The sequence below is a fragment of the Pseudodesulfovibrio halophilus DSM 5663 genome, from assembly GCF_059568665.1.
Genome location: NZ_JCANTV010000013.1, coordinates 200,269 through 226,914 on the forward strand (window position 1 = coordinate 200,269; position 26,646 = coordinate 226,914).

The following is a 26,646-nucleotide window of genomic DNA, read 5'->3' on the forward strand; positions in this document are numbered from 1 at the left end:
TGCTTTGCTAGGGGTATCTCGGCGAAAGGCGGAGTTCCAGCGCGTAGGCGTACAGCCCCTTCTCGCGCATGCGTTCGTTGTTCTCCCGCCAGCGTCGCTCCAGCGCTTCGGGCAGGCCGTGATCATCGCAGGGGAAGCGGCTGCATTCATGGCAGAACTGCACGCCCTGTTGCCGCACGCAGTCCTTGATGCCGCAGTCGCCGAAAAGACAGCCTTCGCCGCGACACCCGGAACAGGTGCCCTCGGCAAGAAAATCAAGCACGGATGCGAACTCGCCATAGCCTCCAAAGACCGGGTTCATCCCCGCGAACCGCTCGGCATACTGAGCGAAGTTCGACCCCATGGCCTCCTGAAGCGCCTTGGCGTGCCTGCGGATCTCGCTGCCCTCGAAGGCTATGCATTTGCCGCAGTTCAGCCCGCACGGGGCGGTCTGCTCGATGACGGTTGCCATGGGTCCCATACCCGCGTCGGCGAGGACCTCCAGCGCGGTGGACGCGGCGAAGTCGCAATAGTCCCGGCAGAGCTGGCTGATGTTCTCCTCGCGGAAGCGGCGATGTCCCTGCGGGGTGATGAAGTCGCACCCCGTCAGCTCGCGGCAGTTGGTGCTTTGAAATTTGGCGCGGAACCGCTTGAGAAACTCCTGAACCAGCGCGTAGGGCACGTCCATGGTCTGTTCGGGCACGGGCTCGGTCCGTCCGGCGTAAAGCCCCATGCCCATAATGGCGCCGCTGACCGCGCCGCACAATCCGTTGGTGCGCGACATGCCGGAGCAGAACCCGCTCGCCACGCGCTCCATGCCGGGTTCATACCGCCCGCCGACCTCGGCCAGCGCGCGCATGACGCTCTCCGCGCAGTACCAGCCGCCGTCGAAGGACTCCCTCGCACGCTTTCCGGTCCAGTGCATCATGAACAACCCCCCTTGGCGTTGCAGGCGAGAAAAGGGCAGAACTCCAGCGCCTCGCGCGTCATGCCCCCGTTATCGCCATAGAGTACGAGCGGGGACGCGACTGACACCCCTTCGCCCCCGTTCTTTACGGCCTCCACCAACACGATGCCAGCTTCGGCCCGGAGCGTGCCGTGTACCATGATCAACCGCTTGGGCGCCAGCTTCCGGCGGTCCATTTCGCGAAAAAGTGCCGGGAGCCGTTCGGGCAGGAACACCGCGAACAGCCGCCCCTTGGATTTGAGCTGCAGGGCGGCGCAGCGCACGAAATCCGCCAGCGATCCGCCCGTTTCGAACCGCGCCGCGCTTCGCGACTCCCCTTTGCTGACGCGCCCGCGTCCCGTCTCGCGAAACGGCGGATTCATGAGCGCGAAGTCGGCCCGCTGTTCCAGCTCGCGGTAAGCGCGGACATCCGCCTCCACCGGCAGAAACGCGCCAGAGAGGTCGAGCCGCCCGGCGTTGATTCGCGCACAGGCCGCGGCTTCGGCATCGGCCTCAACACCGTGGATCGTCAGGTCGGCGTCCGGGTTGGACAGCAGCGCGGCAATGCTCACCGCCCCGGCCCCGCAGCCCAGATCCACCCCGCTCCAGCCGCGTTTGATGCGGGCGAAGCAGCCGAGCAGCAGGGAGTCGAGCGAGAAGCGGTAGCCGCCCTGCGGCTGTTCCAGCCCCCTGGGGAAATAGGCCCGCGCCTCATCCGGATTCATGAGCGCCCCCCGCTGAAGCGGCGCCGCGCCGAGCGATACAGGTCCGCGAACATGCGGGCCTCGCCCATATCGGTGAGATGCGCCCCGAGAAAATACACGCCCGCCCAGACCGGAATGAAGGCGAGGCTCCACGCCCCGAACCGGCCGGTATACCATGCCCCCGCTCCAATCAGCACCGAGAGCAGGGCGGCCTTGAGCAGCACCGCGCCCTCCACAGGGGCCACGCTGACGCGGCGGCGCAGAAAAATGAACAGCAGCAGGGCGTTGACCAGCGAGGCCGCGCTGACCGCAACGGCCAACCCAACGTGCTTGAGCGGGAACATGAGCCACGCGCCGAGGCCGATGTTCACGAACAGGCACAGCACCGCGATCTTCACCGGAGTCTTGGTATCCTCAAGGGCGTAGAAGGCCGAGACGAGCGGTCGGGACAGGGCGATGAAGGGCAGCCCTGCGGAATAGGCGATCAGGGCGGACGCGGTGGAACTCACGGCTTCAGGACCGAATCTGCCGTGGCCGAACAGCACGGAGATGACCGGTTCGGCAAGGGCCATCAGCCCGGCGGCGGCAGGAAGCGCGATGAACACCGTCAGCCCGTTGGCGGAACGCAGCGCGCCGCCGAATTCGTCCATCTCCCCTTTTGCGGCCAGCCCGGCCAGGCTCGGAAGCGCCGCGGTGCTCACGGCAAGGCCGAAGACACCGAGCGGGAACTGCACCAGCCGGTCCGCGTAATAGAGGTAGGACACGCTGCCCGTGGGCAGGAACGAGGCAAGCAGGGTGCCGAGCAGGATGTTAAGCTGATAGACCGCCGCACCGAAGACGGTGGGCAGCATGAGCAGGCCCATGCGCCGCACGCCCGGATCGAACAGGGACCAGCGTCCGCGCCTGCGAAAGCCGATGCGCGACAGCGCCCCCTGCTGCATGAGCAGCTGGGCCGCGCCGCCCGCCAGTACGCCGTAAGCCATGCCGTAGGCCACGTTGTAGCCCGCGTAATGGCTTATGAGCGCGGCAATGATGAGGGCCACGTTGAGCACGGCCGGGGCCAGCGCAGGGGCCAGAAACCGCTGGTGCGAGTTGAGGATGCCCATGCACAGGGCCACCCCGCAGATGAAAATGACATACGGAAAGCAAATGCGCACCAGCGAGACGGTGGTGGCGAACAGCTCGGAGTCGTCCGCAAAACCGGGTGCGATGGCGAGAGTCACCGGTCCGGCGGCCAGCTCCACCGCTACGGTGAGCGCGCCGAGGATGATGCCCAGCCAGACCATGGCGGATCGTGCCATCTGCTGCGCGGCTTCATCCCCCTCCTCCTCGCGGACGCGCGAATAAACAGGGATGAAGGCCATGGTCAGGGAGCCTTCCCCGAACAGCCGCCGCATGAGGTTGGGAATCCTGAAAGCCACGAAAAAGGCATCGGCAAACATGCCCGCCCCAAGGGCGAAGGCCACGATGAGATCCCTAACAAACCCCAATATTCGCGACCCGAGGGTGGCGACCGCCACCACCGAGGCGTTTCGTGCTATCTGTCGGCCGTGTTTGGACACCTTGAACCCGCTTTTTCATGCACCCTGAAATCGTTGGCACTTTTCTCGGCACCATTTTCAAGACATTCTATTGAAATTTTCTACATACAGACATTGCTGACTTTTCTTTTGCTCATGCAGCATTTGACGGCTTTTTCGCCACCCGTAGACCAGAAAACATTTTTACGAACAAATTCAAATTGTTGTTTCATAACCACTGGTCCGAGATTGGTTCGGTCGTTCGGAGACGTTTCTTCCTTTTCGTGCCACGCGACGAAAGAGAGTCTCGCCGGCGACCGCAAATCATGTTGTTGAAGTCGATTGCGGTCAGCCTCAACGGCCGTCTTTCTGGCAGTCCGGACAGTAGGTGGAGGTCCTGCCCGCCACGGTGGAGCAGGTCAGGCACCCGCCGCAGCGCGGGCACGGCTGTCCTTTCTTGCCGTAAACATTGAAACTGTTCTGGAACGCCCCGGCGTCGCCGTCCGCGTTCACGTAATCCCGTATGGAGCTGCCGTTTTCTGCTATGGCCTGCGCGAGAACATCCTGAAGGTGTCGGAAAAGCTCAACAAGTCTCGATTCCGGGACATCGCAGGCGCGCACCGCCGGTCCCAACTCGGCACGAAACAGCGACTCATCCGCGTAGATGTTGCCGCAGCCCGCCACCACGGTCTGGTCCAGCAGCAGCGCCTTGACGCGGGCCTTGCGCGTGGCCACGGCGCGGGCAAGCGCTTCCGGGGAAGACTCCAGCGGCTCAGGGCCGAGGGAGGCGTAAAACGGCCACCGGTCCACCTCGTCCGGCGTCAGCGCCACGATATAGCCGAAGCGGCGCACATCCGCAAAGGTCAGCACCGAACCGTCGTCGAGGGTCATGATGACGCGGTCATGCTTGGCCCCGGGCCGTTCACAGCCGCACTCATGCACCAGCCGCCCGGTCATCTTCAGATGCACGCCGAGCAGCAGCGGACCGACGTCCGGGCTTTCCAGATCGGCAAGCAGCAGCTTGGCGCGCCGACGCACGCCCAGAACACGGGCGCCGAGCACCCGACGGCGGAACTCGTCCTCTGGCTGACGCAGGGAGGTGGGCCACGGCACGTCAACGCGCTCCACCGTCCGTCCGGGCAGGGAGCGGTTCAGACCGCGGGCGATGACTTCCACTTCGGGCAGTTCGGGCATGAGCGTTGACTACCTCAATTCCTCGGCGGGGAAAAGGTGGAGAACCCGGCTAGAAGAGATCCGCAAGCGCCTGCTCCGCAGCCTCCGGTGACGCTGTGACCCAGTAGATCAGATCGCCCCGGAAGAACACGAGGTGTCGCTTGCCCATGCCGGTAAAGGGATAAACGGGGACGCCCTCGTATTCGAAGCGTTTCATGTAGGAAAATGGCGACTTGGGATTCTCGAACATGAGGTGCACCATCTTCCCGGTCTGGCGCCGGGCCTCGCGCCCGTCCTTTGCACGGGAAATCCAGACCTCGGCCGCTCCGTCGCCGTATCGGGCAACTGCCACGGCTTCTGCCTTGATGCTCTTGCCGTGCAGCCGGTTCATCTCCTCGGCCGCATCAGAACCGCTCTTGTAGTTTGAAAGCTCCATCCCGGCCATGGTCTGCGGGAAGTACTGACGCATCTCGTCCTGACAGGCCACCAGCGTCAGCATGACCAGCACGATGAAAAGTGATTTGCGAATCATTTATTCTGCTCCTTGGAATTGCGGCTGCCGAGCGGACCGAAGTCAAGGGTATACTCCTCGCCGCCCAGACGGGTGGTGAACATGAGGCTCGCGTCGTTGTCGTGGGCCTTCTTGCCCGCGCGGTGGATGTCGAACAGTTCCTTGACCGGGATCCCCTGCGCCTCAACGATGACCATGTTGGGCCGCAGGCCGGAACGGTAGGCGCGCGAATCGCGCTTCACGGACTCCACGTAGACGCCCCTGGCCCCGCGGACCAGCGTCGCACCGAGGCGGCTCTCGTAGGAGCTGGGACAGTAGAAGGAATAATCGCCGGCATCGGGGTCGTACTCTCTGCCGCGCCACGGCATGACGGTCATGACCACGGCGTCGGGGTCAAGCATGCGGATGCGGTCCGGGATGCCCCAGCCGTATTCCACGTGACCGCCCCCCGCCACCACGACCACGGGCCAGTCGTAGCGCTCGTGCAGCCTCACGGCCTGTTCCGCCATCATGGAATCCCAGACGGACTGGATGTAGAGGAACCGCTCCGCGCGCTCCTCGTCCGCCTCGTCGCCGCTTTCGTGCAGGGCGAGCACCTCCATCAGGGAGTCCCGCTGCTCCTGCGGCGGCATGACGACCTCCTCCGGCATGTACGAGGCCTCAAGGGAGTCGAGGCTCTCCACGCCCTTCTCGCTCACCTTGCGGACAACGTCCGGCGGAACGTTGATGCCCGCCACCGGCAGACACCGCTTCTCGGCCAGCTCGAAATGGCCCCGGAACAGCTCGAAGGGATAGCCCCAGCGCTTTTTCCAGTCCAGCTCCTCTTCGAGCGCCTCAACACGGACCTGCCCCTTGCCGAAGTCGTCCAGCACGGGCTGCTTGTCGACGCCGATCATCTCGAGGCCGAGGGAGATCCCCCGCCCGTTGCGCGAGAGTCCCTGCAGGAGCGCCTGCTGCATCTTGTGGTCGCAGGCGTTGGTGTGCCCTTCGCCGATGACCACGTAGTCCGCGCCTTCCAGTCCTTCCACAACGGTCTGCAACGGCAGGCGGCTGCCGTCCAGCGCCAGAAAGTCGCCCTTCTGGGGCGCGAAATTCACATCCATCTCCGGCACCTCGGGCGACCGCGGGCCCACGGCGCACCCCGTGGCCGCGAACACGGCCGCGGTCAGCATAATCACGGTTCCGATCACGCGTTTCATCGTATTACCATCCGTATTCATGCCGCGTCTTCAGGCGGCGTTTCAAAGTCGTGATACCAGATCGCCATTGGCAGCCCCACCTGATCCTCAGGTGGATTCTCCGGCAGCGAAAGAAGGTCACCACCGGAAGCCCTGGCCGTGAGCGCCAGCATGAGCGCATCCACCACGTCGTCGCAGGCGAGGGTCTTTGCGGTATAGCGGGAACAGGCGCCCTTGAGGAACTCCTCGGCCTCCGGCATCAGGTCCTTCATGAGCGTCAGCCGCTCCAGAAAACCCAGCGGATGCTTCTTGTACCATGTTGCCGGCGCCCCGGACGCAAAGCGGAAGGCCACCTCCGGGTGCGACTCCCGGATGATGGCGCGGGCGGCCTCGTCCCGCCGCAGCAGTCCGTCCAGCTCCCGGATGCGCGGTGCGATCATCCACGCCTGCTTGGAGAGCCCCTTGCCGGTCTGATCACGGGTGATCGCGGCGGCCTCCTCGTAGGACTGCGCATAGACCGCGTCCCGGACCGGGCTGTTGAAGATGCTGGAGCGCCGCTTGCCGAGCATGGAGCGGGCGACCCTGTCCGCCTCGCGGAATGGGTGCTCTCTCCAAGGAAGTCCAACAGGCATGTCCACCAACACGCACTGTGCATCGCGCAGTGCCTCCCAGCAGCCTTCCATGGTGTTGTGGACGTTGCTGTCCGGGTTGCCCTCGTCATCGATTGTGACCGCGACCCACCCGGCCCTGCATCCGTCGATACCCGCGTATTTCATGCCGATCATCATAACCACCCATACGCACGGCGCAAGAAAAACGCGAATTTTGCACATCCGTGCATCCCGCAAAGCAAAAACGCCCCGACCGCGACGAAGCGGACGGGGCGAAGCAGGGAATGGAAACGGTCTGCTAGCCGGTGACGCGGTTCACGTTCACCGCGCCGTCGCGCTGCACCAGACGTGGGTAGCGCACGGCGGGCTTGCCGAACATCAGGACATACCCGAGCTCGTGATCCTCCGGGATTCCGAAGGATCTGTAAACGTCCGGCGCGAAATGCAGAAATGCCCACTTGGCGAACCCGCACCACAACGTACCCAGCCCGAGGGCGTTGGCCATGACCTCGAAGGTGGTCAGGCCGATGTGGGTGTCGGCGTTGCCCGCCGGGGCGTTCTTGGGGGCCGAGGCGATGAGCATGTGCGGCGCTTCGCGGAAAATGATGTCCTTGCCGTCGTCCCAGCAGTCCACGGCCATGGAGAAAAACTCCAGCCCTTCCGGGATGGTCTCCGCATCGCGGTGTCCACGGATGGCCTCGTAGGTCCGCTCCGCGATGGCGCCCATCACCTTCGGATCGTCCACCAGCGTGTAGAGCACGCTCTGGTGGTTCTTGCCCGTGGGCGCATAGGACAGGACCTCCATGAGACGCGAAAGGGTCTCCGGCTCCACGGGTTCCTGCTTGTAGCGGCGAATGCTGCGACGAGACTTGATGAGCATCTCCACGTTGTCCGGGTCCGGCTCATAGCCGTCGAGCGTCTCCGCGTCATCCGGATCGAACCCTGTGAGCGACAGCGCGCCGAACTTGCAGACCGTCATGCAGTGCTGACAGGCGAAGCATTGCTCCTGCATCTCCTGCGGCATGTACGGAAGACCTTCCTCCGGCATCCGGATGAAGTACATGGGGCACTCCTGCACGCACTCCCCGCAACGGGTACACTTCTGCGCGTCTATTCTGATATCCATTTGCGCTCCTTTGCTTGCGTAGGTTTTCCCTTTCCTACCAGATGGTATTCCCCGCGCAAGTAGGCACGATTTTGTTGGGTAGTTCCCTCGGAGAAACCAAGCGCCAATGGCAGGTTCTCACTTCCGCGTCGACTGCGGGGGCAACAGGGGAAAAAGGGAGGCGGGTCGGATCAAAAACGAATGGCCGCGAGCCGGTCCAGATGCTGTAGGCGTTCGTGCGGCAGCATGGGGCCGAGCTCGTCGAGGGACGGGAGCACGTGCAGCGTGTAGGGGGAGAGGTTCACGGTCTGCTGTCCCGCGTAGTCCGTACAAAGGACTTCCGCGGCCTGCTGCCCGAGACAGACGATGTCGCTGGCGCCGAGGCGTTCGATGCCGCTCCAGAAGGCGGCCGGGTCGGGAACGATGTCCCCCCCGTCGGGTAGCCCCACGGGCAGAAATCCGGAAGACCCTTTGGGCCAGCGCAGGTGCGCGATGATCTGGCGCAGCAACTGTCCGCGGGCCGGATCGGCCTGTCCGCTCAGGTCGAAGCCGAGCTGAAAATAGGTCCAGACAACCTTGGGCGAGGCCGGCGACTTGGCGAGCACGGCCTCCCACGCTTTGGAAAGCTCTACGCGCGCCGGGGCTTCACCGGCCCCACGCTGCTGCGCGCCGCACGAATCCGCGGCAGGGGCATCCGCTTTTCCGGAAGGAAGCAGGTACTCCAACCCGGCGGAATGCCACGGCCTCAGATGCTCCGGTATGTTCAGCCTGTCGGCAGCAGATCCCATAAACGCCACGCCACTTCGGTTTTCGGCAACAGGGGCCATGTCTCGCGTCGACCATCGGCACAGGCCACGAACATTTCATTGGTACGGGTGCCGAAGCCGCTGCCTGCGCTGTCGATGCGGTTGGCCGCGATGAGGTCGAGGTGCTTGCTCTCCAGCTTGCGAAGGGCCTCGGGGCGCGGATCGCCGGTTTCGGCCGCGAAACCGATGAGCCGCCGCTCGCCCTTGTCCTCGCCCATGGAGCGCAGGATGTCGGGGTTGGACTCGAAGCGCACCGTCAGTTCGCCGGAGCCGGACTTCTTGAACTTTTCGGTCCCGTGCGGCACGGGCCGGAAGTCCGCCACCGCGGCGGTGGCCACGCCCACGTCCGTATCGGGCCACAGGTCCATGCAGGCCTGATGCATTTCGAGCGCCGAGCTGACGGGGTGCACCGCGATCGACTCGGGAAATTCCATGTCCACCGGCCCGCGCACCACATGAACGTCAGCGCCGCGGAGCCACGCGGCCACGGCCATGCACGCGCCCATGGTGCCGCTGGACGGGTTGGACCAGAAGCGCACGGCGTCCCACTGCTCGCGGGTGGGGCCGAGGGTCACCAGCACGCGGGTGCCGGCCAGATCCTTTTCCGTGAGCATGCGCAGGATGTGCAGGTGGATGGTCTCCACGTCGGGCATCTTGCCCTTGCCGGTGTCGCCGCAGGCCACGTTGCCGGAGACCGGCTCCATGCATTCCCAGCCGTCCTCGGCCAGCCGCGCCCAGTTGCGCTGCACCGCCGGAGAGGCCCACATGGCCGGATTCATGGCCGGGACCGCCAGCTTGGGGCCGCGAAAGGCCATGGCCTGACAGGAGAGCATGGTATCGGCGATGCCGCCCGCAACCTTGCCGATGATGTCCGCCGAGGCCGGGACCAGCGCCAGCGCGTCGGCCACCTGACCGGGCTCGAGGTGCGCAAAGGAGGTGTCCGGACCGGCGTCGAACATGCCCTGATAGACCGGGGACGCGCCCAACGCCTCGAAGGAGAGCGGGGTCACGAATCTGGCGGCAGCATCCGTCACGGTCGCCGAGACCGAGCAGTCGGACTCCTGAAGCGAGCGCAGCAGCTCCAGCGACCTGAAGGCCGCAATGCTCCCCGAAACCCCGAGATGCACGCGGCGGCCCATGAACCCGCCGAAACGGTAGTGTTCGCGCATTAGTCCTCTAAATCGGAAATGGAGGGCGCCGAGGAGTCGGCTTCCTTGGCCTCCACCGCGAGGATGGTCACCTTGGCGCTGCCGAAGGTGTCCTCGATCTGAATGATGCAGCTCTTGTTGAACTTCTCGAAGGACAGCACGGAGATTTTGCCCTTGACCGAGGCGATCTTCTCCCAGTTGTCCTTGGCCATGTTGTTCAGGAAGAAGCGGATGAGGTCCTGAACCACCACGCGGCCCTTGAACTTCATGATACCGGCGCGGAACTTGCGGTTGTCGAGGGTGTAGGACTCCTCGTCCACATAGTCCAGCTCGCGCGGGATCAGGATGTCCTGAAAATCATAGTAGTAGTTGGTGTCCGTGTACTCGGTCTGCGAGCCGGACTCCCCCGGCGCGCCGCCGCTGCCCGTGGACTTGGGGGCGCAGCCCGCGAAGAGCCCCAGTGCGGCGACGATGATGCAAAACTTGATGAGATGGCGCATGACGCTCCCCGTCATTAGGAGTTGAGGTCGGATTTAAGACGTTCGATCTTTTCCTGAAGATGCTTTTCCATGTCCCGGCGGTCCCGTCGCAACCGCACCAGCTCGGATTCGAGGGTCTGGAGCTTGGCCTTGATGTCGGAGGTGTCCAGCGAGAGGCTCATGGCCGTCTCCTCCAGCTCCCGGTCCTTCTCCTCCAGACGCTGCCAGCTCTCGAGGACGTCCTGCGGCAGCGGCTCGGCCTGCGGCAGCTCCTTGAGCCGCTTCTGGCTGCGGGCCAGCATCACGAAGGCGGTCTTGAGCTTCTGCACGTCTTCCTGCTGGCGCTCGATGAGCCGCCGCTGGTCCGCCATGGTCTCCATGCAGTCCGCCACGCGCTCCATGATGTCCGAAAAGGACTGCGCCAGCTCGCCCGACTGGGCCGAAGGCGACGGAACGCAGGGTGCGGGCTGAGACCCTTCCACCTCCACGGTCCGGGGCAGCTCCCCCCTGAGAATCTCCTCGATCTCATGGGTGACGCGGCCTTCCGAGTACAACTGGGAAATCCGGTTGAAGACCTGCACCGACTCCTCGGGATACTTGGTGACACGGCCGACCTTTGTCCCGCAGAGAAAATCCTTGAACAGCGTGGCGTAACGCCGCGCGGTTGGAGCGGGGATCCGAGTCATCCGGGATATCTCCGATACCGATAACAGATTCATCTGTTTCAAATACCACGATTGCGCGTAATTTCAAGGGATTGGAACACACCCGACTCCGATTTCCGCAACGGATTGGAATCATGGGAAAATACCTGTGCTTGCAAGGGATTGCAAAGGGAAATAGTATCTGCTCCCCCATTGGGAAAAACACCATGAGCAAAATACCCGCACAATACGATCTGAAGAACTATCGCTTCGACCTGCCCGAGGACCGCATCGCGCAGCAGCCCGCCCAGCGCAGGGACGCGTCGAAGCTGATGGTGCTGGACAAGGACACCGGCCGCCGCACCGTGGCCGACTTCACGGACCTGCCGGACTTCCTGCCCGAAGGGGCGCTGCTGGTGGCCAACAACTCGCGCGTGATCCCGGCCCGCGTCTTCGGCACCAAGCCCACTGGCGGCAAGGTGGAGTTCCTTCTGCTCACGCCGCTGCCGCGCATCATCAGCGCGGAAGGCGCGTCCGGCTGGAAGAAGGCCCGGGTGCAGGGACTGCTGCGCGCCTCCAAATCCCCAAAGCCGCGCGACCTCATCACCTTCTCCGACGACCTGCGCCTCGTCCCCAAGGAGCGCGGCGACTTCGGCAAGTGGGTGGTGGAGATCGAGTGGCGCGGCGACCTGGAAACCGTCCTTGGCCGCATCGGCTGCCTGCCGCTGCCGCCGTACATCACGCGCCCCAGCGACGAAAACGACGCGGAACGCTACCAGACGGTCTACTGCCGCGGCGACAAGGCCGGCTCGGTCGCCGCTCCCACGGCGGGCCTGCACTTCACCCCCGACGTGCGCCGGCGCATCGAAGCTGCCGGGCATCGGTGGGCCGAGGTGACGCTCTACGTGGGCTACGGCACCTTCAGCCCCGTGCGCGAGCGCGACATCCGCAACCACCTCATGCACTCCGAATACATCGAAGTGCCCGCCGAGACCGCCGAGGCCGTGCGCCGCGCCAAGGCCGAAGGCCGCCCGGTGCTGGCCGTGGGCACCACCAGCGCCCGGACGCTGGAAGGGATGTACCGCGAGGCCGGAGACATCACGGCGTTCAAGGGCGAGACCGACATCTTCATCACGCCGGGCTATGATTTCAACGTGGTGGACTGCCTGTTGACCAATTTCCATTTGCCAGAATCAAGCCTCATTATTATGGTGTCTGCCCTAGCTGGAAGAGAACCCGTCATGGATGCCTACAAGGACGCACTGAAGCACGGATTTCGCTTCTTTTCATACGGTGATGCCATGCTCATCCGATGAGCTGATGTCGCACAACGCAGCGCAAGGAGTTCGCTATGTCCCGAATCGCGGTTCAGGAAGACAGGTGCAAGGGGTGCATGCTCTGCTCCACGGTCTGTCCTGTCCAGATCATCGTTCAATCCGACCGCTTCAACCAGAGCGGCTACAAAGTGGCCGAAGTACCTGATGCGGAAATGGAAAAGTGTACGGGCTGCACATCCTGCGCCCTCATCTGCCCGGATCTCGCCATCCGGGTCTACCGAACCCCGAAAAAGAAGAAGGGGGACGAGTAAATGAGCAAACCCGATAGAATTTTCATCAAGGGGAACGAGGCCGTATCCCGCGGAGCACTGGCCGCCAAGTGCAAGTGCTTCTTCGGCTACCCCATCACCCCGCAGAACGAGATCCCCGAGTTCATGAGCTCCGAGCTGCCCAAGGCGGGCGGCGAGTTCGTGCAGGCGGAATCCGAAGTGGCCGCGGCAAACATGCTGCTGGGCGCCGGAGCATGCGGCGTTCGCGCCATGACCAGCTCCTCCAGCCCGGGCGTGTCCCTGAAGCAGGAGGCCATCTCCTACATGGCGGGCTCCGAGACCCCCGCCGTCATCGTGAACATGAACCGCGGCGGCCCGGGACTCGGCGACATCGGCCCGGCGCAGGGCGACTACTACCAGTCCACCCGCGGCGGCGGACACGGCGACTACCGCCTGCTTGTGCTGGCCCCCTCCACCGGACAGGAAGCCTACGACATGACCATCGAGGCGTTCGCGCTGGCCTTCAAGTACCGCAACCCGGTCATGGTGCTCGGCGACGCCATCCTCGGCCAGATGAAGGAACCCATCATTCCCTGGCTGCCCGAGGACGCTGTCGAGGAAGCGGGCGAGGACTGGCGCCTCGACGGGGCCAAGGGCCGCGAAAAGCGCCTGATCAAGTCCCTGTTCCTCGAAGAGGGCGCGCTTGCCGGGCAGAACATGAAGCTGCAGGACAAGTACGACGCCATGAAGGAAGAGGCCGAGGCCGAGCTCTTCGACACCGAAGACGCCGAGCTCGTGGTCTGCGCCTACGGCTCCATCGGCCGCATCGCCAAGAGCGCGGTGCGCAAGATGCGCAAGGAAGGCAAGAAGGTCGGCCTGTTCCGGCCCAAGACCCTCTACCCCTTCCCGGAAGAGCCGCTGCTGGAAATGGCAAAGCAGGGCAAGCGCTTCCTGACAGTCGAGCACAACCTCGGCCAGATGGTGGACGACGTCCGTCTGGCCATCCGCACGGTTGCCGATTCGGACTTCTTCCCGATCTACCCCGGCAACCTGCCCACCCCGGACGATTTCGAGGAACCCATCCTCAAGAGCCTGGAGGGTAAATAACCATGTCCGAAATGAACGAAAAACTCGTTTTCGACCGCCCCGAATCGGTCATAGACAGGCCCACCCACTACTGCCCGGGGTGCCACCACGGCGTGGCGCACCGCATGGTGGGCGAACTGCTGGACGAACTCGGTCTGCGCGAGAATTCCATTCTCGTGTCCTCCATCGGCTGCTCCGTGTTCCTCTACAACTACCTGAACGTGGACGCCGTGGAAGCGCCGCACGGCCGAGCACCGGCCGTTGCCACCGGCGTGAAGGCCGCCCGCAAGGACAACTTCGTCTTCGCCTATCAGGGCGACGGCGACCTCGCATCCATCGGCATGGCCGAGATTCTGCACGCCGCCAACCGCGGCGAGAAGATCAGCGTGGTCTTCGTGAACAACACCGTTTACGGCATGACCGGCGGCCAGATGGCTCCCACCACGCTCATCGGCCAGCGCACCACCACCTGCCCGTCAGGCCGCTGCCTGGAGCACGAGGGTGCGCCCATCCGCATGACCGAGATCATCGCCTCGCTCGGCGGAACCGCCTATGCCGCGCGCGGCTCGCTGGACAATGTGAAGAACATCCGCACCGCGAAGAAATACATGCGCAAGGCGTTCGAGTGCCAGACGCAGGGCAAGGGCTTCGGCTTCGTGGAGCTGCTCTCCGCCTGCCCCACCAACTGGAAGATGGACCCGATCAAGTCCAATGAGCGCATCCAGACCGAGATGATCCCATACTTCCCGCTCGGCGTGTACAAGGACACCGACGAAGGAGGTGCCTGCTAATGTCCCGCTATCTCGACACCATCATCGCAGGCTTCGGCGGCCAGGGAGTCATGCTCATCGGCAACCTGCTGGCCTACGCGGGCATGCAGGACGGCCTGAACGTGACCTACATCCCGGTCTACGGCCCGGAAATGCGCGGCGGCACCGCCAACTGCACCGTTGTTCTGGCCGAAGAGGAGATCGGTTCCCCCATCATCCGCAGGCCCACCAGCCTGATCATCATGAACCGCCCCTCCCTCGACAAGTTCCAGCCCCGCCTGCAGGACGACGGCATCTGCGTCGTCAACTCCTCGCTGGTGGACATGGAGTTGGCCGACACCGACCGCCTGAACTGCCTCGCGGTCCCGGCCAACGACATCGCCGACAAGCTCGGCAACACCCGCATGGCCAACATGGTCGCCCTCGGCGCCTTCATTCAGGCCACGCAGGTCATGCCCATCAACGTGGTGCAGGACGCGCTGGAGAACGTCATCTCCGCGCACTACTCCCACCTGATCCCCAAAAACGCCGAAGCCCTTCAGGCCGGCGCGGATCACGTGAAATAGCACCACCCGGCATACAGAAACGACAAAGCCCCCGTGGAGAACCACGGGGGCTTTTTATATATGCAAACCCGGAAAGGACCGGGATCGTAGCGAAGCTAGACGTTGAACAGGAAGTGTACCACGTCGCCGTCCTTGACCACGTACTCCTTGCCCTCCACGCGCAGCACGCCTTCGGACCGGCACTTGGCCTCGGAGCCGCAGCGCACGTAATCCTCGTAGCTGATGACTTCGGCGCGGATGAACCCGCGTTCGAAGTCGGTGTGGATGACGCCCGCGGCCTGCGGCGCCTTGTCGCCGTCATGGATGGTCCAGGCGCGGACTTCCTTTTCCCCGGCGGTGAAGTAGCTGACAAGGCCGAGGGTGTGGAACCCGGTGCGGATGATCTTGTCCAGACCGGCCTCGGTGACGCCGTAGGACTCCAGAAACTCCTCGTACTCCTCGTCTTCGAGGCCCACGAGTTCCTCTTCCATCTTTGCGGAAATCTTGACGAACTCCGCACCGCGCTGCTCGGCCAGCTCGTTGACGCGGCGCACGTGCTCGCCGTCCTCGGCAAGGCCGTCCTCATCCACGTTGGCGCAGTAGATCATGTTCTTGGCCGTGATGAGGCGCAGTTCATCCAGCAGGGCCTGAATGCTCTTGTCCTCGAGGTCGGGATAGGTGGCCGCGAGTCTGGTTTCGCCCAGATGCTCCAGGAGCTTTTCGGCCGCGGTGATGAGCGGAGCCAGCGACTTGTCGCCCTTGAGCTGTTTTTTCATGCGCTCAAGGCGATTTTCCAGCACCTGAATGTCGGCGAGGATCAGCTCGGTCTCGATGATTTCGATGTCGCGGATGGGGTCCACGTCACCGGCGACATGCATGACGTCGTCATCCTCGAAACAGCGGGCAACGTGCAGGATGGCCTGCGTCTCGCGGATGTTCGCGAGGAACTTGTTGCCGAGCCCTTCGCCCTTGCTGGCGCCTTCGACAAGGCCCGCGATGTCCACGAAGTCCACGGTGGACTGCTGGACACGCTGCGGTTTCACCAGCTCGGCGAGCGTGTTGATGCGCTTGTCCGGCACCGGCACAACGGCCTTGTTGGGCTCGATGGTGCAGAACGCGTAGTTGGCGCTCTCGGCGTTCTGGGCCTTGGTCAGTGCGTTGAATAGCGTGGACTTGCCGACGTTGGGCAGGCCGACGATGCCTATGCTCAAGGACATGTGCGGGGTTCTCCTGATAGATGATATTGGGCGGTCCCCTTTCGGGACGGCGTTTCTCTACAACGCATCGGCCCCGGTTGCAAGGGCCGCGTCGCCATCCTTCCCCGCCGGGACGTGCCCCCTGCCCGACGGCTGCGCGGGCAGGGGCGCCCTTATCGATAGTCACTTCCTCATCCACGCCATGTATACGGGATCACTTACACCACGGGTTTCCAGAAAGTGACGGTCACCCTGCGGTCTCCAGTCGTTTCTCATGCTGATGGCGCCGTGCTCGCCGTCGAATCCCGCCCGACGCATCATTTCATGGACCAGCCCGATCCGCTCGAATTCGTTCAGGTCCACCCAGCCGCGCACGGCCTTGGTGGGGAACCAGCGGTTGGACATGCCCACCAGCAGCACCCCGTCCGGACCGAGCAGTTCCCGCACCGAGGTCAGCACCGCCACCGGGTCGGTGAGGTATTCGATGGACAGGGAACAGACCACCGCGTCGTACTGTCCATTCAACGGAATGGACGAGTCGCGGTTCAGGTCGTGGATCTCGTATTCGTTCAGCAGCGGATTGGCCGCCATCTCCTCGGCGTTCAGGCCGAGCCCGGTAACGTCGATATCCAGATCCTCAGGCAGATGCGACTGCATGCTGCTCATCAGGTCGAGCACGCGCATACCGTTTTTCAGAAAACGCCGGTACATGCCCCTGAGATTTGTCGAGGCCTGCTCGTCGATGTGTCCGATCATGCGGGGCTGTGCGTAGAAGGCCGCATCGTCGTCATCGCTTCTGCAGAAGAAATCATCGTCGAAGAATTCGGTGGGACGGCCACGCAACGGGGCCTGCATTCCGGGTCCGCCGTAGCAGATTTCCTCGGGCCAGTGCATGAGACTGCCGCCGGTGTCACCCTGCTTCTCCTGAAGCCGCGTTATGGCCGCCTCCACCTCCAGCGGTCTGCCGGCAAGGGGGTGGTTGAGATCAACGGTCATGGTTTCGCCGTCGAGCTCCAGAATTCGGAACGGGGTGATCGTACTGGAATACACTCCGGGCAGGCCGGAGAGCATGCCGAGTGGATAGAATCGCCCGGCTTTCGGGGTTATGCTCCTCCCTGCCAGACTTCGCTCCCGGAAGCGGGAAACAGGAAGATGGAGAACCTTGTCGGGGGTGTGCGGATCGATCAGTTCACCGGGGCAATACTTCTCTGACGCTGTTTCGCCGGGACAGCACCCCTGCAGCTTTTCCGCCAGTGCGGGAGGAAACACGTCCCTCCACGCATTGACCCTGCGTCCGAGAAAACGATCCTCGAATGTCGCGTCACCCTGCTCCCAGCGCAGGGTAAATTCCATGGATGCCAATGAATTGTCGCAAAATCTCGTCAACGTCTCCTTCTTTGCTCACTCTGAATTGAGTTCAAAGGTTCAACAAATCATGTCCCGTTACGTTTTTTGCCTGCTATCAGAATAAGTGATCGGAAAAGTTTGTCCAGTCCCGGAGCCTCCAATTCCCTACCGGGCGCTTCGGAAAACGGGGCCAAAAATGTCGCCTCTGACATGCTTGACGAGTGAACACCTTTTCAAGCGATTACGGCAGTTTGTTGCATTTTAACCTGCAGTAAAAACCTATTCCCGCATTGTGTCGTTTTTGCAAACTTACGGGGAGCAACTTTGATCGACAGGTGATGCATTTGACAATTAACGTCAACTGCACTATACCTCTAGAATCCAAAGCCTCGCAAGCAACTACTCATTTCAATGTGGATAGCACCATTTTTTGAGCTTTTAGTAAATTAAAGTATCATCAATTGTGTTCTCTGCAAAATGACTGCATCACTGGCTTCAGTGCTGTTGAAAATCGAATAGTGCATCTTTCTGCAATGTAGTACCGTTTTGAATCGCGGCACTGCATTTTCCAAGTACGGATACCCTGACGACGGACCATTTCGGACATGTCGGAAGAGGGGGGCCGTTTTTTCCGGCGGCAGGGCTTCATAGCCGGCGGCAAACACGGCCCGACAAGCGGCACGCCGTCCCCGCAGACAGGACTCGTCGTGCTTGGCTCATCAAACGATCGGGAGTGAAAATGGAAAAGATTCGTGTGGAAAACCTCTCCAAAATCTTCGGCTCCAATCCGCCAAAGGCCCTGCGGATGCTGGAGAAAGGGTTCACCAAAAGCGAGATCCTCGAGGAGACCGGGATGACCGTCGGCGTCAACAACGCCTCTTTCGAAGTCATGTCCGGTGAGATCTTCGTGGTCATGGGGCTTTCCGGTTCGGGGAAGTCCACCATCGTCCGAATGCTCAACCGCCTCATCGAGCCCAGCGCGGGCAAGGTCATCGTGGACGGACAGGACGTCACCGCCATGAGCGAGGACGAGCTGGTCAAGTTCCGCCTGCACAACATGAGCATGGTCTTTCAGTCATTCGCGCTCATGCCGCACCAGACCGTACTGGACAACGCCGCCTTCGGCATGGAGCTGGCCGGAATCGACAAGGCCAAACGCCGCGAACGCGCCAAGGAAGCGCTGGCGCAGGTCGGGCTCGCGGGATGGGAAGAATCCTATCCCAACCAGCTCAGCGGCGGGATGCAGCAGCGCGTGGGCCTCGCCCGCGGACTCGCCGTTGACCCGGACATCCTGCTGATGGACGAGGCGTTCTCCGCCCTCGACCCCCTGATCCGCACGGAAATGCAGGACGAGCTGCTCAAGCTGCAGGAAGAACACAAACGCACCATCGTCTTCATCTCGCACGACCTCGACGAAGCCCTGCGCATCGGCGACCGCATCGCCATCATGGACGGCGGCAGCGTCATCCAGGTCGGCACCCCGGAAGACATCCTGCAGAACCCGGCCAACGACTACGTCCGCGCCTTCTTCCGCGGCGTGGACCCCACCAACGTCATTTCCGCGGGCGATATCGCTCGCGACACGATCCCCACCCTCGTGCTGACCAAGGAAGGCAGTCTGCGCACCACCCTCGAGCTGCTCAGCGGCAGCGACCGCGACTTCGGCATCGTGCTCGACGCGCGCCACAAATATCTCGGACTCGTCTCCACGGACTCCGTGCGCGACGCCATGGAATCCGGCCGGAAGGGACTCAAACAGGCCTTCCTCCAGGACGTGACCGCAGTCAACATGCAGGACTCCATGCAGGAGCTGTTGCCGTTCCTGGCATCCAGAGGCTGGCCCGTGCCCGTTGTCGACGACAACAACGACTACAAGGGGGTGGTTTCCAGAAACCGCTTCCTGCGCACGCTTCACCGAACCGAAGAGCAGATTGACCAGTAGGCTGCCCAAACAAAGGACAAGCAAGCATGTTTGAACAACAAGTCATCCCTCTGGACAGTTGGGTCAGCCAGTTCGTGGACTGGCTGGTCAATAACTACCGCGACATCTTTCAATCCATCAAATGGCCGGTGGAACAGACCCTCAACGGGTTCGACGCAGGCCTCAACGCCCTGCATCCGCTGATCATCATCGTGCTGGTGGTACTGGCCGCGTGGCGCTTCTCCGGCTACAAGCTGGCCGTCTTCTCGGCGGTGACCATGGTCTTCATCGGCCTGCTCGGCCTGTGGCGGGAATCCATGACCACGCTGGCCATGGTCCTGTCCTCGGTGCTGTTCTGCACCATCGCGGGCGTGCCGCTTGGCATCGCCGCCGGACGCAGCGACAAGTTCGAGGCCGGGATACGGCCCGTGCTCGACGCCATGCAGACAACCCCCGCGTTCGTCTACCTCGTGCCCATCGTGATGCTCTTCTCCGTGGGTAACGTGGCGGGCGTTCTCGCGACCATCATTTTCGCCCTGCCGCCCATCATCCGGCTGACCAGCCTCGGCATCCGCGGCGTTCACCCGGAGCTGGTGGAAGCGGCGCAGGCCTTCGGGGCCACCAGAACGCAGGTGCTCATCAAGGTGCAGGTGCCCCTTGCCCTGCCCACCATTCTGGCCGGCCTGAACCAGACCATCATGATGGCCCTTTCCATGGTCGTCATCGCCGCGCTCATCGGCGCGGGCGGTCTCGGTTCTCCGGTCATCCTCGGCCTGAACACGCTGGACATCGGCCGCGCCGTTGTCGGCGGACTGGGCATCGTCCTCATGGCTATCGTGCTCGACCGGATTACCCAGTCGATGGCGAATAAGAAATCCTAAACAGAACAGGAGGCTCAAATGCGACTCAAACAAGCACTCATCGCGATTCTGTGCGTGGCCGTTTTCGCCACCGCCGCCGCGGCTTCGGACATGAAGCCGGGTGAAGGCGTGACCGTCAAACCTGCGCGTGCCACATGGAACACCGGCTTCTTCCAGGAAGCCCTTGTTCGCCGCGGACTGGAACAGCTCGGCTACGACGTCCAGCAGCCCAAGGACCTGCAGAACCCCATCTTCTACAAGTCCGTCACCTTCGGCGACGTGGACTACTGGGCCAACGGCTGGTTCCCCAACCACAACAGCCAGGTTCCCAGCAACTTCGACGAAAAGGCCCAGAAAGTCGGCTACGTCGTGAAGGCCGGTGGCCTGCAGGGCTACCTCGTCTCCAAGAAGGAAGCCGACAAGCTCAACATCAAGTCTCTGGAAGACTTCAAGCGCCCCGAAGTGAAGGAAGCCTTCGACATCAACGGCGACGGCAAGGCCGAACTGACCGCCTGCCCTCCGGGCTGGGGTTGTGAGAACATCATCACCCATCACATGAAGACCTACGACCTCGGCGACCACATCAATCCCATCAAGGCTTCCTACGAAGCCGGCATGGCTTCCGCCCTTGGTACCTACAAGAGCGGCGGTCCGGTGTTCTTCTACACCTGGGCCCCCAACTGGACCATATTCAAGCTGAAGCCCGGCGAAGACGTGGTGTGGATCAACGTGCCCGAAATCAAACCCACCGAAGCACAGGCCCCGGCCGAAGACCGCATGACCGTCTCCGGCATCAAGGGCGCCGTGTCCGACCCGGTAAAGCTCGGCTTCGTGGTTTCCGACATCCAGATCGTGGCCAACAAGGAGTTCCTGCAGAAGAATCCGGCCGCTCACAAGTTCATGCAGGAATTCACTCTCCAGCTTGAAGACATCAACAAGCAGAATACCCTGATGAACGAAGGCGAAAAGTCCGACCGCGACATCGCCCGTCACGTTGACGACTGGATCGCCAACAACCAGGACAAGTGGGACAGCTGGCTCGAAGCCGCCCGTCAGGCCGCCAAGTAGCCGCACCATTCCTGTACGCATCAAAGCCCCCGCCTTTTGGCGGGGGCTTTTTTGTTCACACCTCCAGAGCTGCCGTCTGGATGACCGCGTGCCCGCCGAATCCGAACAGGCGCACGAACCGGGGCCAGCGCGGGTCGGGCTCAGTCCCCTGCTCCGCCTTGAAGCCGAGCAGCCGGGTCAGGCCGCGCCTGCGGGCCTTCTCCTTGACCCGTTCAATATCGGTGCGCATGGACCGCAGCGTCTGCGGCCCCCAGCGGACCGCCTCCAGATGCATCTCCATATCCTCGCCCGACTCGGCAAGAGCCAGCCACGCATACAGTCCTCGCTCGTCTTCGGCGCGGTACCATTCGTACCGCTGCCTGTGCGCAAATTCCCTGAACGGGGGCGGCACCTGTTCCTGCCGAATCAGCATGAATCCTCCGATCCGCATTGCGGTTGCTTGTCGTTTCCCTCGCGGATCCGCTCATGACGCTTCTCCGAAGGGATTGTAGTCGTTTGCGGTCCTATCCGGGCGCGCTCGTCCGGACGGCTCTCGGAACCCCACGGCGAAGTAGCGGAAAGCGTCCACGGCGTGGCTGGTCCAGTCGTGCACGGGGCGCGGCATGAAATCTCCGGCCCGCTCGTTGAACTCGCGCCGGTAATGCCGCAGGGCGTCAATGCCCGCTTCGCAGCGTCCGGCGTCGAACCGGAAGCGCGGCAGCATCTGCCGAACCGCGTTGATGCCGTCCTGCACCGGAATGTTGGGGCAGATGTCGAAGCGGATTCCCAGCCGCATGGCGGTCTCCAGCCGGGAGCGGCCCGTGCCGAGCTCGCGCACACGGATGTCGTGAGGCGCGATGTGGCGGCCGTACTTGTAGCCCTTTGCGTCCAGCACCTTGGCGTAATGCTCCAGACCCTCGCCAGAGGCCTCGTAGTAGTCCACGGCGCGGTACTCGCCGCCGGGGGCGGCCTGCACGAACCAGATGGACGTGGAATCGCTCATGCCGAGATCCCACGCGGTGTGCACGGGCATGGTGGGGTCCACTGGAACCGCACCGACGCGGCCCTCCCGCTCCAGATCGCCAAGCAGCCCGCCGAAGTAGGCGCCACGGATGGCGGCCGTGAAAGAACATTCGAACTCCTGCTCGTACTCTTCCGGGCTCATCTCCCTCCGCGCCGCGGCCAGCTCGTCGGGATGCAGCACCCCGGTCTCCGAAGCACGGTACATGGCCGTAAACCAGTCCTCGTCGGCGCCGGCCCGGTTCCAGAGCTGATACAGGGCGTTCTTGCCCTGCGGCGTGCCTATGAACAGCGCCCAGCCCCGGCGGTCGGACAGCGCGGGGCGGACCACCTCGCTCCAGACGCGGTAAGGCATCTGCGCCACCTCGTCGAAGACCACCGCGTCCAGATACAGGCCGCGCAGGGAATCCGGGTTGTTCGCTCCGAAGAGCCGGATACGCGAACCGTTCTTGAAGTCGGCCCGCAGTTCGGACTCGTTGAACTTCACGTCGCACCCCTCCAGCCCCACGCCGCAGAAGTGCTTCAGGTGGTCCCAGACCACCGCCTTGGCCTGCTTGTAGAGCGGGGCGATGTACGCGCCGCGCCAGTCTGGCAGTTCGGTTTCCCTCGCCTGCCGTATCAGCCGGTTCACCGAAAGCACCGTCTTGCCGAACCTGCGGTGGCAGACCAGCACGGAGAACCGCGCGAGGCTCTCTTCGATGGCCGCCTGATGCTTCCGGGGTCGATATAATTCTTCCATTGCTTGTCGTTCCTGTTCGCATTGACGTTCGCTTCGACCGGGAGTATCCCCGACCGATGATCGCTCGTGTCGTTCTCATCACTCTCGTCTCTGCGTCGCTTCTTTCCGGCTGTGCGGTGTCCCGCATCATCGACAAGGGCAAGGTAGAGCACCACCCCATGACGGATCAGGACCGCAGGGAGGCCACCGCCTCCCAGAAGGTGAGCGAAGCGCTCTCCCTGTTCCACGACGGGGAGTTTCTCGACCCGCAGGGCGCGGTACGCACCCTCGGCGAAGCCGTGGAGCTCGACCCCGACAACTACGACGCGCACCTCTACCGAGGCCTCGCGCTGGCGCGGCTGGGCGAATACGACCGCGCGGAACGCGACCTGATGCGCGCCGCGTCCCTCAAGCCCTCGGACGCCCGCTCCCGCTACCTGCTGGGCTATACCCTCTGGCAGGCCGGTCGGCCCCGCGAGGGCATCCACGCCCTCGACGAGGCCATCTCGCGAAACACCTCTCTCACGCAGGCATACACGCAGCGGGGTGCCATCCGCGCTGAGCTGGGCGAGCACGAAAAAGCCGTTGAGGATTTCCGTCAGGCCATGTCCCTGTCGCCCGGCGATTTCGATTCCCGCTTCCGGCTGGGGCAATCCAGCCTCGCCCTGCAACGCTATCAGCAGGCCTACCGGGCCTTTTCCGGCGCCGCGTCGCTTCGGCCCGACTCCGCCCCGGCGTTCGAAGGCCGCGCACGGGCCCTGATGGGACTGGGCCGCTACGCCGACGCCGCGCGGGACCTGCACTTCGCCCTCTCCTCCAACCCGGACAACCCGGATCTTCGCGCCCTGTATGCCCGCACCCTCGAGCGGTCCGGCGACACCGGCGGCGCGATTCGGGCCTACCGCCGCGCCGCGGCCGGGTATCGAAAGAACGGGAGGCAGGAGGACGCCGAACGCATGGACGAGACCGCCCGGCGGCTGACGGATCAGCGCAAGACATCGTAGATGACCCGCGCCGCCACTCCGGTGACGCAGGCCATGCAGCCCCAGACCATCCGCTCCTGATGCGTGTGGCAGCGCCGCGTTTCGTTGATTTCGCGGATGTCCTCCTGCACCGCCCGGACGCGCTCGTCGATGCGCACCAGCAGTTCCCGGACCTCGCGTTCCATATCGGCTGCGCTCATGACCCGCCTCCGATTGCGTCCTTGAGGCCCCGCGCCATGCCCGGCAGGTAGTCCCCCAGCTTCTTCACGCCCAGCACGGCCGCCACGATCCAGAAGGTGATTTCCAGAAACCACGCAGGCAAGCGCTCCCACGCCCCGATGACCCGCGCGGCCTCGTCCGGAAACACGCCGCTCCAAATGAAAAATCCGATCCACGCCAAAAACAGGATGTCATCCTTCCATCCAGCATTTTCAAGCTGGCGCATCTCCCATTCATGATTGAACTCCCGGTCACTGGAGGCCAGCCGCATCCGGTTTTCCATGACCTTTTTCTTGAGCTCCTGCCGCTGCTTCAGATGTCCGGCCACCCCTTCCACCACGGTGGAGAGCAGCCCGCCGATTGCCGCCACTATTCCCACGGCCATTTTTCTTTCTCCCTGTCGCAAGATGAAAACGGCCCTCCGGCGTCACCAGTATGGCACGGGTTTCCGGTCCCGGGCGCAAACGGAGCCTCCACGGGCATGGCAAGGGCGTTATTTCGGGTTGACAGGGATTTGCGTAACCGGACATTCTTTACGCGGAGACGAAAGCATGGACCTGAAAATCATCGACCTGACGGCAGGCATTTCCCACGCGCTGGACCTCATCAGTCCGCAGGTGGTGGGCCATCACAGCCGTACCGCGGAAATTGCCGCCACCCTCGCCCATCAGCTGAACTTCACCGGGCAGGACCTGACGGACCTCTTCGTGGCCGCGCTTCTGCACGACATCGGCGCCTTCAGCCGCAAGGCCCGCCTCGACGCGCTGGATTTCGAGACAAAAGACATCCACCACGCGGAGACCGGCTGGAGGCTGCTGTGCGACGTGCCGCACATGGCCCGGCCCGCACGCCTCATCCGGCTGCATCACACCCCTTGGGACCAGATCCCCGAGGACGTTCCGGCGGACGAAGCGCTGCTGGCAAACGTGCTCAACCTCGCGGACCGCGTTGACGTGGCCCACCTTTCGCCCGATCTGCTGCCGCGCCTCGACCGCCTCGCCGGAACCGCCTTCGCACCGCGCGTCGTGGACCTGCTCTCGCCGGACGTACTCGCCATGCGAGAGAAGCTGCTCGCAGACGAGGGATACACATGGCTTCGCCGCGTGGAAAACCGCATCATCCCCTCGAGCGACGTGGTCGGCTTCTGCGACGCGTTTTCCCACGTCATCGACTTCCGGAGCCGCTTCACCGCCACGCACTCCTGCGGGGTCTCCACCATCGCGCAGGAACTTGGCAGGCTCACCGGCATGACCGAGGACGAACTTCGCCTCCTGAAGCTGGCCGGGCTGCTGCACGACCTCGGCAAGCTGGCCGTCCCCTCGGAGATAATCGAAAAGCCCGACATGCTCACCGAAAGCGAGTTCGAGATCATGCGCGGGCATACGCTGGTGACGGAAAAGATTCTCGGCTCCGTGGACGGTCTCGGCGATATCTGCCTCTGGGCCAGCCAGCATCACGAGCGCCTCGACGGTGGCGGCTATCCCCACGGGCTGGCGTCCGAGGAGCTTTCCGAGGGCTCCCGCATCATGGCCGTGGCCGACGTGTTCACCGCCCTGACGGAAGACCGCCCGTACCGCTCCGGCATGGACAGGCACGCCACCATTCAGGTCCTCGAGGGCATGGTGGAGTCCGGCCTGCTCGACGGCACGGTCGTCAACCTTTTGCAACAGCAGTTCGTGTCCATCAATGACTTGCGCGTGCTCTCACAGGAAAAGGCGCTCTCCCGTTTCAAGGCTCTGGCTGCTTAAAAACAGCTCGTCGTTCCCATGCTCGAATCATCGTGGTATCCATTGAGCATCACCAATTACAGGAGACCGCCATGAACCGCATTGTCACCATGCATCGTCTTTCGGCACTGCTCTGCTGCGTGCTGCTGACGGCCTGTGCCGTCAAGTCCCCGCAGCCGACGGAACCTGAGGATTTCACCGCCCGCCAGTGGCGGCTGGAATCCATCGGGGAGCGTCCCGTAATCGACTTCAGCAACACCACCATTTTTTTCGGCCGCGACGGGCGGGTCTCCGGCAGCGGCGGCTGCAACGCGTACTCCGGCAAATGGGAGCTGCGCGACGGCAAACTGCATATCGGTCCACTTGCGGCCACCATGGCCCTGTGTCCGGCTGAGGCCGTCAATGAACAGGAATCCCGCTTTTTCCAAGGGCTCGCCAAGGCAGAGTCCGCCTCCGTCCATCCCGAGACCGGAGCTCTGCACATATTCATGAAAGGGGAAGAACAGCCCATGATCTTTCATGAAATCAAAAAGGATGCCGTGGTGAAGGGGGCGCTGACCTATCGCGAACGCATCGCCCTCGGGCCGGACGCCGTGGCCATCATCCGGCTGCTGGACGTGTCCCGGCAGGACGCCGCCGCTCCGGTGCTTGCCGAGCAGCGCATCGAGAACCCAGGGCAGGTGCCCATCCGGTTTCACCTGGAATACGACCCGAAGCTGATCAAACCCGGCATGCGGTACGCGATTCGTGCGGAAATCCGCTACATGGGCAGGCTGATGTTCACCACCACGGAACACCACCCTCTGCCGGAAGACGGCGGGCCGGTGGATATTCTCCTGAAAATGCCGCGGTAGGGC

General features: G+C 63.3%; 29 protein-coding genes. 11 read left to right on the top strand and 18 right to left on the bottom strand.

Annotation, left to right across the window (positions count from 1 at the left end; translation table 11 throughout):
• Positions 1-7: 7 nt before the first annotated feature.
• The 12 genes from BR24_RS13015 to BR24_RS13070 all read right to left on the bottom strand — a co-directional run bounded on the left by BR24_RS13015 (position 8) and on the right by BR24_RS13070 (position 10,846).
• Positions 8-907: a C-GCAxxG-C-C family (seleno)protein gene (locus tag BR24_RS13015; RefSeq protein ID WP_496541915.1), complete on the bottom strand. Its 900-nt coding sequence runs from the start codon at positions 905-907 to the stop codon at positions 8-10.
• The gene (locus tag BR24_RS13020) at positions 904-1,650 is read right to left on the bottom strand and encodes a tRNA1(Val) (adenine(37)-N6)-methyltransferase (RefSeq protein WP_496541916.1); all 747 of its coding nucleotides are present in this window, start codon (positions 1,648-1,650) and stop codon (positions 904-906) included. Before BR24_RS13020 ends, BR24_RS13015 begins: the two co-directional genes overlap by 4 nt.
• Positions 1,647-3,191 (bottom strand): murein biosynthesis integral membrane protein MurJ, encoded by a 1,545-nt coding sequence (gene murJ / locus BR24_RS13025; RefSeq protein WP_496541917.1) that lies wholly within the window; start codon positions 3,189-3,191, stop codon positions 1,647-1,649. Before murJ ends, BR24_RS13020 begins: the two co-directional genes overlap by 4 nt.
• 312 nt (positions 3,192-3,503) lie before the next feature.
• Positions 3,504-4,343: a bifunctional DNA-formamidopyrimidine glycosylase/DNA-(apurinic or apyrimidinic site) lyase gene (gene mutM, locus BR24_RS13030; protein WP_496541918.1), complete on the bottom strand. Its 840-nt coding sequence runs from the start codon at positions 4,341-4,343 to the stop codon at positions 3,504-3,506.
• Between the two features lie 49 nt (positions 4,344-4,392).
• Positions 4,393-4,854 (bottom strand): hypothetical protein, encoded by a 462-nt coding sequence (locus BR24_RS13035; RefSeq protein WP_496541919.1) that lies wholly within the window; start codon positions 4,852-4,854, stop codon positions 4,393-4,395.
• On the bottom strand, positions 4,851-6,032 hold the full coding sequence (locus BR24_RS13040) for a ChaN family lipoprotein (RefSeq protein ID WP_496541920.1): 1,182 nt from the start codon (positions 6,030-6,032) through the stop codon (positions 4,851-4,853). The genes BR24_RS13035 and BR24_RS13040 overlap by 4 nt, the downstream gene beginning before the upstream one ends.
• A 17-nt stretch (positions 6,033-6,049) precedes the next feature.
• Positions 6,050-6,787 carry a DUF429 domain-containing protein gene (locus BR24_RS13045; protein ID WP_496541921.1) on the bottom strand — a complete coding sequence of 246 codons (738 nt, stop codon included), beginning with the start codon at positions 6,785-6,787 and terminating at the stop codon, positions 6,050-6,052.
• A gap of 133 nt (positions 6,788-6,920) precedes the next feature.
• On the bottom strand, positions 6,921-7,748 hold the full coding sequence (locus BR24_RS13050; RefSeq protein ID WP_496541922.1) for a nitroreductase family protein: 828 nt from the start codon (positions 7,746-7,748) through the stop codon (positions 6,921-6,923).
• A 170-nt stretch (positions 7,749-7,918) separates the two neighbouring features.
• Positions 7,919-8,515 (bottom strand): hypothetical protein, encoded by a 597-nt coding sequence (locus BR24_RS13055; RefSeq protein WP_496541923.1) that lies wholly within the window; start codon positions 8,513-8,515, stop codon positions 7,919-7,921.
• Positions 8,491-9,702, bottom strand: coding sequence for a bifunctional phosphopantothenoylcysteine decarboxylase/phosphopantothenate--cysteine ligase CoaBC (coaBC, locus tag BR24_RS13060; RefSeq protein ID WP_496541924.1), 1,212 nt, complete (start codon positions 9,700-9,702; stop codon positions 8,491-8,493). The genes BR24_RS13055 and coaBC overlap by 25 nt, the downstream gene beginning before the upstream one ends.
• Entirely contained in the window at positions 9,702-10,181 is a 480-nt protein-coding gene (locus BR24_RS13065) for a hypothetical protein (protein ID WP_496541925.1), read from the bottom strand. Before BR24_RS13065 ends, coaBC begins: the two co-directional genes overlap by 1 nt.
• A 14-nt stretch (positions 10,182-10,195) precedes the next feature.
• On the bottom strand, positions 10,196-10,846 hold the full coding sequence (locus tag BR24_RS13070) for a hypothetical protein (protein WP_496541926.1): 651 nt from the start codon (positions 10,844-10,846) through the stop codon (positions 10,196-10,198).
• A gap of 185 nt (positions 10,847-11,031) precedes the next feature.
• Between BR24_RS13070 and queA the strand changes: the two genes are divergently transcribed.
• Genes queA through BR24_RS13095 form a run of 5 tightly spaced genes read left to right on the top strand, consistent with a single transcriptional unit; the run spans position 11,032 to position 14,772 of the window.
• Entirely contained in the window at positions 11,032-12,120 is a 1,089-nt protein-coding gene (gene queA, locus BR24_RS13075; RefSeq protein ID WP_496541927.1) for a tRNA preQ1(34) S-adenosylmethionine ribosyltransferase-isomerase QueA, read from the top strand.
• Between the two features lie 35 nt (positions 12,121-12,155).
• The gene (locus BR24_RS13080) at positions 12,156-12,392 is read left to right on the top strand and encodes a 4Fe-4S binding protein (RefSeq protein WP_496541928.1); all 237 of its coding nucleotides are present in this window, start codon (positions 12,156-12,158) and stop codon (positions 12,390-12,392) included.
• Entirely contained in the window at positions 12,393-13,457 is a 1,065-nt protein-coding gene (locus tag BR24_RS13085) for a 3-methyl-2-oxobutanoate dehydrogenase subunit VorB (RefSeq protein ID WP_496541929.1), read from the top strand.
• Between the two features lie 2 nt (positions 13,458-13,459).
• Entirely contained in the window at positions 13,460-14,227 is a 768-nt protein-coding gene (locus BR24_RS13090) for a thiamine pyrophosphate-dependent enzyme (protein WP_496541930.1), read from the top strand.
• Entirely contained in the window at positions 14,227-14,772 is a 546-nt protein-coding gene (locus tag BR24_RS13095; protein WP_496541931.1) for a 2-oxoacid:ferredoxin oxidoreductase subunit gamma family protein, read from the top strand. The genes BR24_RS13090 and BR24_RS13095 overlap by 1 nt, the downstream gene beginning before the upstream one ends.
• Positions 14,773-14,867: 95 nt before the next feature.
• Here the strand turns inward: BR24_RS13095 and ychF are convergent, their stop codons facing one another.
• Positions 14,868-15,968: a redox-regulated ATPase YchF gene (gene ychF, locus BR24_RS13100; RefSeq protein ID WP_496541932.1), complete on the bottom strand. Its 1,101-nt coding sequence runs from the start codon at positions 15,966-15,968 to the stop codon at positions 14,868-14,870.
• A 162-nt stretch (positions 15,969-16,130) separates the two neighbouring features.
• Positions 16,131-17,300, bottom strand: a complete 1,170-nt coding sequence (locus tag BR24_RS13105) for a methyltransferase (RefSeq protein ID WP_496541933.1) — start codon at positions 17,298-17,300, stop codon at positions 16,131-16,133.
• A gap of 733 nt (positions 17,301-18,033) precedes the next feature.
• Here BR24_RS13105 and proV point away from each other — a divergent pair.
• Genes proV through proX form a run of 3 tightly spaced genes read left to right on the top strand, consistent with a single transcriptional unit; the run spans position 18,034 to position 21,143 of the window.
• Positions 18,034-19,236: a glycine betaine/L-proline ABC transporter ATP-binding protein ProV gene (gene proV, locus BR24_RS13110; protein WP_496541934.1), complete on the top strand. Its 1,203-nt coding sequence runs from the start codon at positions 18,034-18,036 to the stop codon at positions 19,234-19,236.
• A gap of 26 nt (positions 19,237-19,262) precedes the next feature.
• Complete coding sequence (locus BR24_RS13115) at positions 19,263-20,096, top strand: ABC transporter permease (protein ID WP_496541935.1); 834 nt, start codon at positions 19,263-19,265, stop codon at positions 20,094-20,096.
• 18 nt (positions 20,097-20,114) lie between these two features.
• A complete protein-coding gene (gene proX / locus BR24_RS13120; protein ID WP_496541936.1) occupies positions 20,115-21,143 on the top strand; it encodes a glycine betaine/L-proline ABC transporter substrate-binding protein ProX in 1,029 nt (342 codons plus the stop codon).
• Positions 21,144-21,198: 55 nt separating this feature from the next.
• On the opposite strand, the gene BR24_RS13125 is transcribed toward proX, so the two are convergent.
• Together BR24_RS13125 and BR24_RS13130 are read right to left on the bottom strand one after the other, a co-directional pair.
• Entirely contained in the window at positions 21,199-21,555 is a 357-nt protein-coding gene (locus BR24_RS13125; protein ID WP_496541937.1) for a hypothetical protein, read from the bottom strand.
• A 51-nt stretch (positions 21,556-21,606) separates the two neighbouring features.
• Complete coding sequence (locus BR24_RS13130; protein WP_496541938.1) at positions 21,607-22,881, bottom strand: terminase large subunit domain-containing protein; 1,275 nt, start codon at positions 22,879-22,881, stop codon at positions 21,607-21,609.
• 56 nt (positions 22,882-22,937) lie between these two features.
• Here BR24_RS13130 and BR24_RS13135 point away from each other — a divergent pair, with 56 nt between their 5' ends.
• A complete protein-coding gene (locus tag BR24_RS13135) occupies positions 22,938-23,864 on the top strand; it encodes a tetratricopeptide repeat protein (protein ID WP_496541939.1) in 927 nt (308 codons plus the stop codon).
• On the opposite strand, the gene BR24_RS13140 is transcribed toward BR24_RS13135, so the two are convergent.
• Both BR24_RS13140 and BR24_RS13145 read right to left on the bottom strand, forming a co-directional pair.
• A complete protein-coding gene (locus BR24_RS13140; RefSeq protein ID WP_496541940.1) occupies positions 23,846-24,043 on the bottom strand; it encodes a hypothetical protein in 198 nt (65 codons plus the stop codon). The two genes, BR24_RS13135 and BR24_RS13140, sit on opposite strands and share 19 nt — an antisense overlap.
• On the bottom strand, positions 24,040-24,447 hold the full coding sequence (locus BR24_RS13145; protein ID WP_496541941.1) for a hypothetical protein: 408 nt from the start codon (positions 24,445-24,447) through the stop codon (positions 24,040-24,042). Before BR24_RS13145 ends, BR24_RS13140 begins: the two co-directional genes overlap by 4 nt.
• A 166-nt stretch (positions 24,448-24,613) precedes the next feature.
• Between BR24_RS13145 and BR24_RS13150 the strand changes: the two genes are divergently transcribed.
• Together BR24_RS13150 and BR24_RS13155 are read left to right on the top strand one after the other, a co-directional pair.
• Positions 24,614-25,810, top strand: a complete 1,197-nt coding sequence (locus BR24_RS13150) for an HD domain-containing phosphohydrolase (protein WP_496541942.1) — start codon at positions 24,614-24,616, stop codon at positions 25,808-25,810.
• 71 nt (positions 25,811-25,881) lie between these two features.
• Positions 25,882-26,643 (top strand): YbaY family lipoprotein, encoded by a 762-nt coding sequence (locus BR24_RS13155; RefSeq protein WP_496541943.1) that lies wholly within the window; start codon positions 25,882-25,884, stop codon positions 26,641-26,643.
• The last annotated feature ends 3 nt before the right edge of the window (positions 26,644-26,646 follow it).

Coding starts and splice junctions, on each gene's coding strand:
- mutM (WP_496541918.1), bottom strand. CDS start 4,343: ATGCCCGAACTGCCCGAAGTGGAAGTCATCGCCCGCGGTCTGAACCGC.
- queA (WP_496541927.1), top strand. CDS start 11,032: ATGAGCAAAATACCCGCACAATACGATCTGAAGAACTATCGCTTCGAC.
- BR24_RS13085 (WP_496541929.1), top strand. CDS start 12,393: ATGAGCAAACCCGATAGAATTTTCATCAAGGGGAACGAGGCCGTATCC.
- BR24_RS13150 (WP_496541942.1), top strand. CDS start 24,614: ATGGACCTGAAAATCATCGACCTGACGGCAGGCATTTCCCACGCGCTG.
- BR24_RS13125 (WP_496541937.1), bottom strand. CDS start 21,555: ATGCTGATTCGGCAGGAACAGGTGCCGCCCCCGTTCAGGGAATTTGCG.
- BR24_RS13140 (WP_496541940.1), bottom strand. CDS start 24,043: ATGAGCGCAGCCGATATGGAACGCGAGGTCCGGGAACTGCTGGTGCGC.
- BR24_RS13130 (WP_496541938.1), bottom strand. CDS start 22,881: ATGGAAGAATTATATCGACCCCGGAAGCATCAGGCGGCCATCGAAGAG.
- coaBC (WP_496541924.1), bottom strand. CDS start 9,702: ATGCGCGAACACTACCGTTTCGGCGGGTTCATGGGCCGCCGCGTGCAT.
- BR24_RS13040 (WP_496541920.1), bottom strand. CDS start 6,032: ATGAAACGCGTGATCGGAACCGTGATTATGCTGACCGCGGCCGTGTTC.
- proX (WP_496541936.1), top strand. CDS start 20,115: ATGCGACTCAAACAAGCACTCATCGCGATTCTGTGCGTGGCCGTTTTC.
- BR24_RS13015 (WP_496541915.1), bottom strand. CDS start 907: ATGATGCACTGGACCGGAAAGCGTGCGAGGGAGTCCTTCGACGGCGGC.
- proV (WP_496541934.1), top strand. CDS start 18,034: ATGGAAAAGATTCGTGTGGAAAACCTCTCCAAAATCTTCGGCTCCAAT.
- BR24_RS13065 (WP_496541925.1), bottom strand. CDS start 10,181: ATGCGCCATCTCATCAAGTTTTGCATCATCGTCGCCGCACTGGGGCTC.
- BR24_RS13135 (WP_496541939.1), top strand. CDS start 22,938: ATGATCGCTCGTGTCGTTCTCATCACTCTCGTCTCTGCGTCGCTTCTT.
- BR24_RS13095 (WP_496541931.1), top strand. CDS start 14,227: ATGTCCCGCTATCTCGACACCATCATCGCAGGCTTCGGCGGCCAGGGA.
- BR24_RS13050 (WP_496541922.1), bottom strand. CDS start 7,748: ATGGATATCAGAATAGACGCGCAGAAGTGTACCCGTTGCGGGGAGTGC.
- BR24_RS13090 (WP_496541930.1), top strand. CDS start 13,460: ATGTCCGAAATGAACGAAAAACTCGTTTTCGACCGCCCCGAATCGGTC.
- BR24_RS13105 (WP_496541933.1), bottom strand. CDS start 17,300: ATGGAATTTACCCTGCGCTGGGAGCAGGGTGACGCGACATTCGAGGAT.
- BR24_RS13115 (WP_496541935.1), top strand. CDS start 19,263: ATGTTTGAACAACAAGTCATCCCTCTGGACAGTTGGGTCAGCCAGTTC.
- BR24_RS13070 (WP_496541926.1), bottom strand. CDS start 10,846: ATGACTCGGATCCCCGCTCCAACCGCGCGGCGTTACGCCACGCTGTTC.
- BR24_RS13155 (WP_496541943.1), top strand. CDS start 25,882: ATGAACCGCATTGTCACCATGCATCGTCTTTCGGCACTGCTCTGCTGC.
- BR24_RS13035 (WP_496541919.1), bottom strand. CDS start 4,854: ATGATTCGCAAATCACTTTTCATCGTGCTGGTCATGCTGACGCTGGTG.
- BR24_RS13045 (WP_496541921.1), bottom strand. CDS start 6,787: ATGAAATACGCGGGTATCGACGGATGCAGGGCCGGGTGGGTCGCGGTC.
- ychF (WP_496541932.1), bottom strand. CDS start 15,968: ATGTCCTTGAGCATAGGCATCGTCGGCCTGCCCAACGTCGGCAAGTCC.
- BR24_RS13080 (WP_496541928.1), top strand. CDS start 12,156: ATGTCCCGAATCGCGGTTCAGGAAGACAGGTGCAAGGGGTGCATGCTC.
- BR24_RS13020 (WP_496541916.1), bottom strand. CDS start 1,650: ATGAATCCGGATGAGGCGCGGGCCTATTTCCCCAGGGGGCTGGAACAG.
- BR24_RS13055 (WP_496541923.1), bottom strand. CDS start 8,515: ATGGGATCTGCTGCCGACAGGCTGAACATACCGGAGCATCTGAGGCCG.
- BR24_RS13145 (WP_496541941.1), bottom strand. CDS start 24,447: ATGGCCGTGGGAATAGTGGCGGCAATCGGCGGGCTGCTCTCCACCGTG.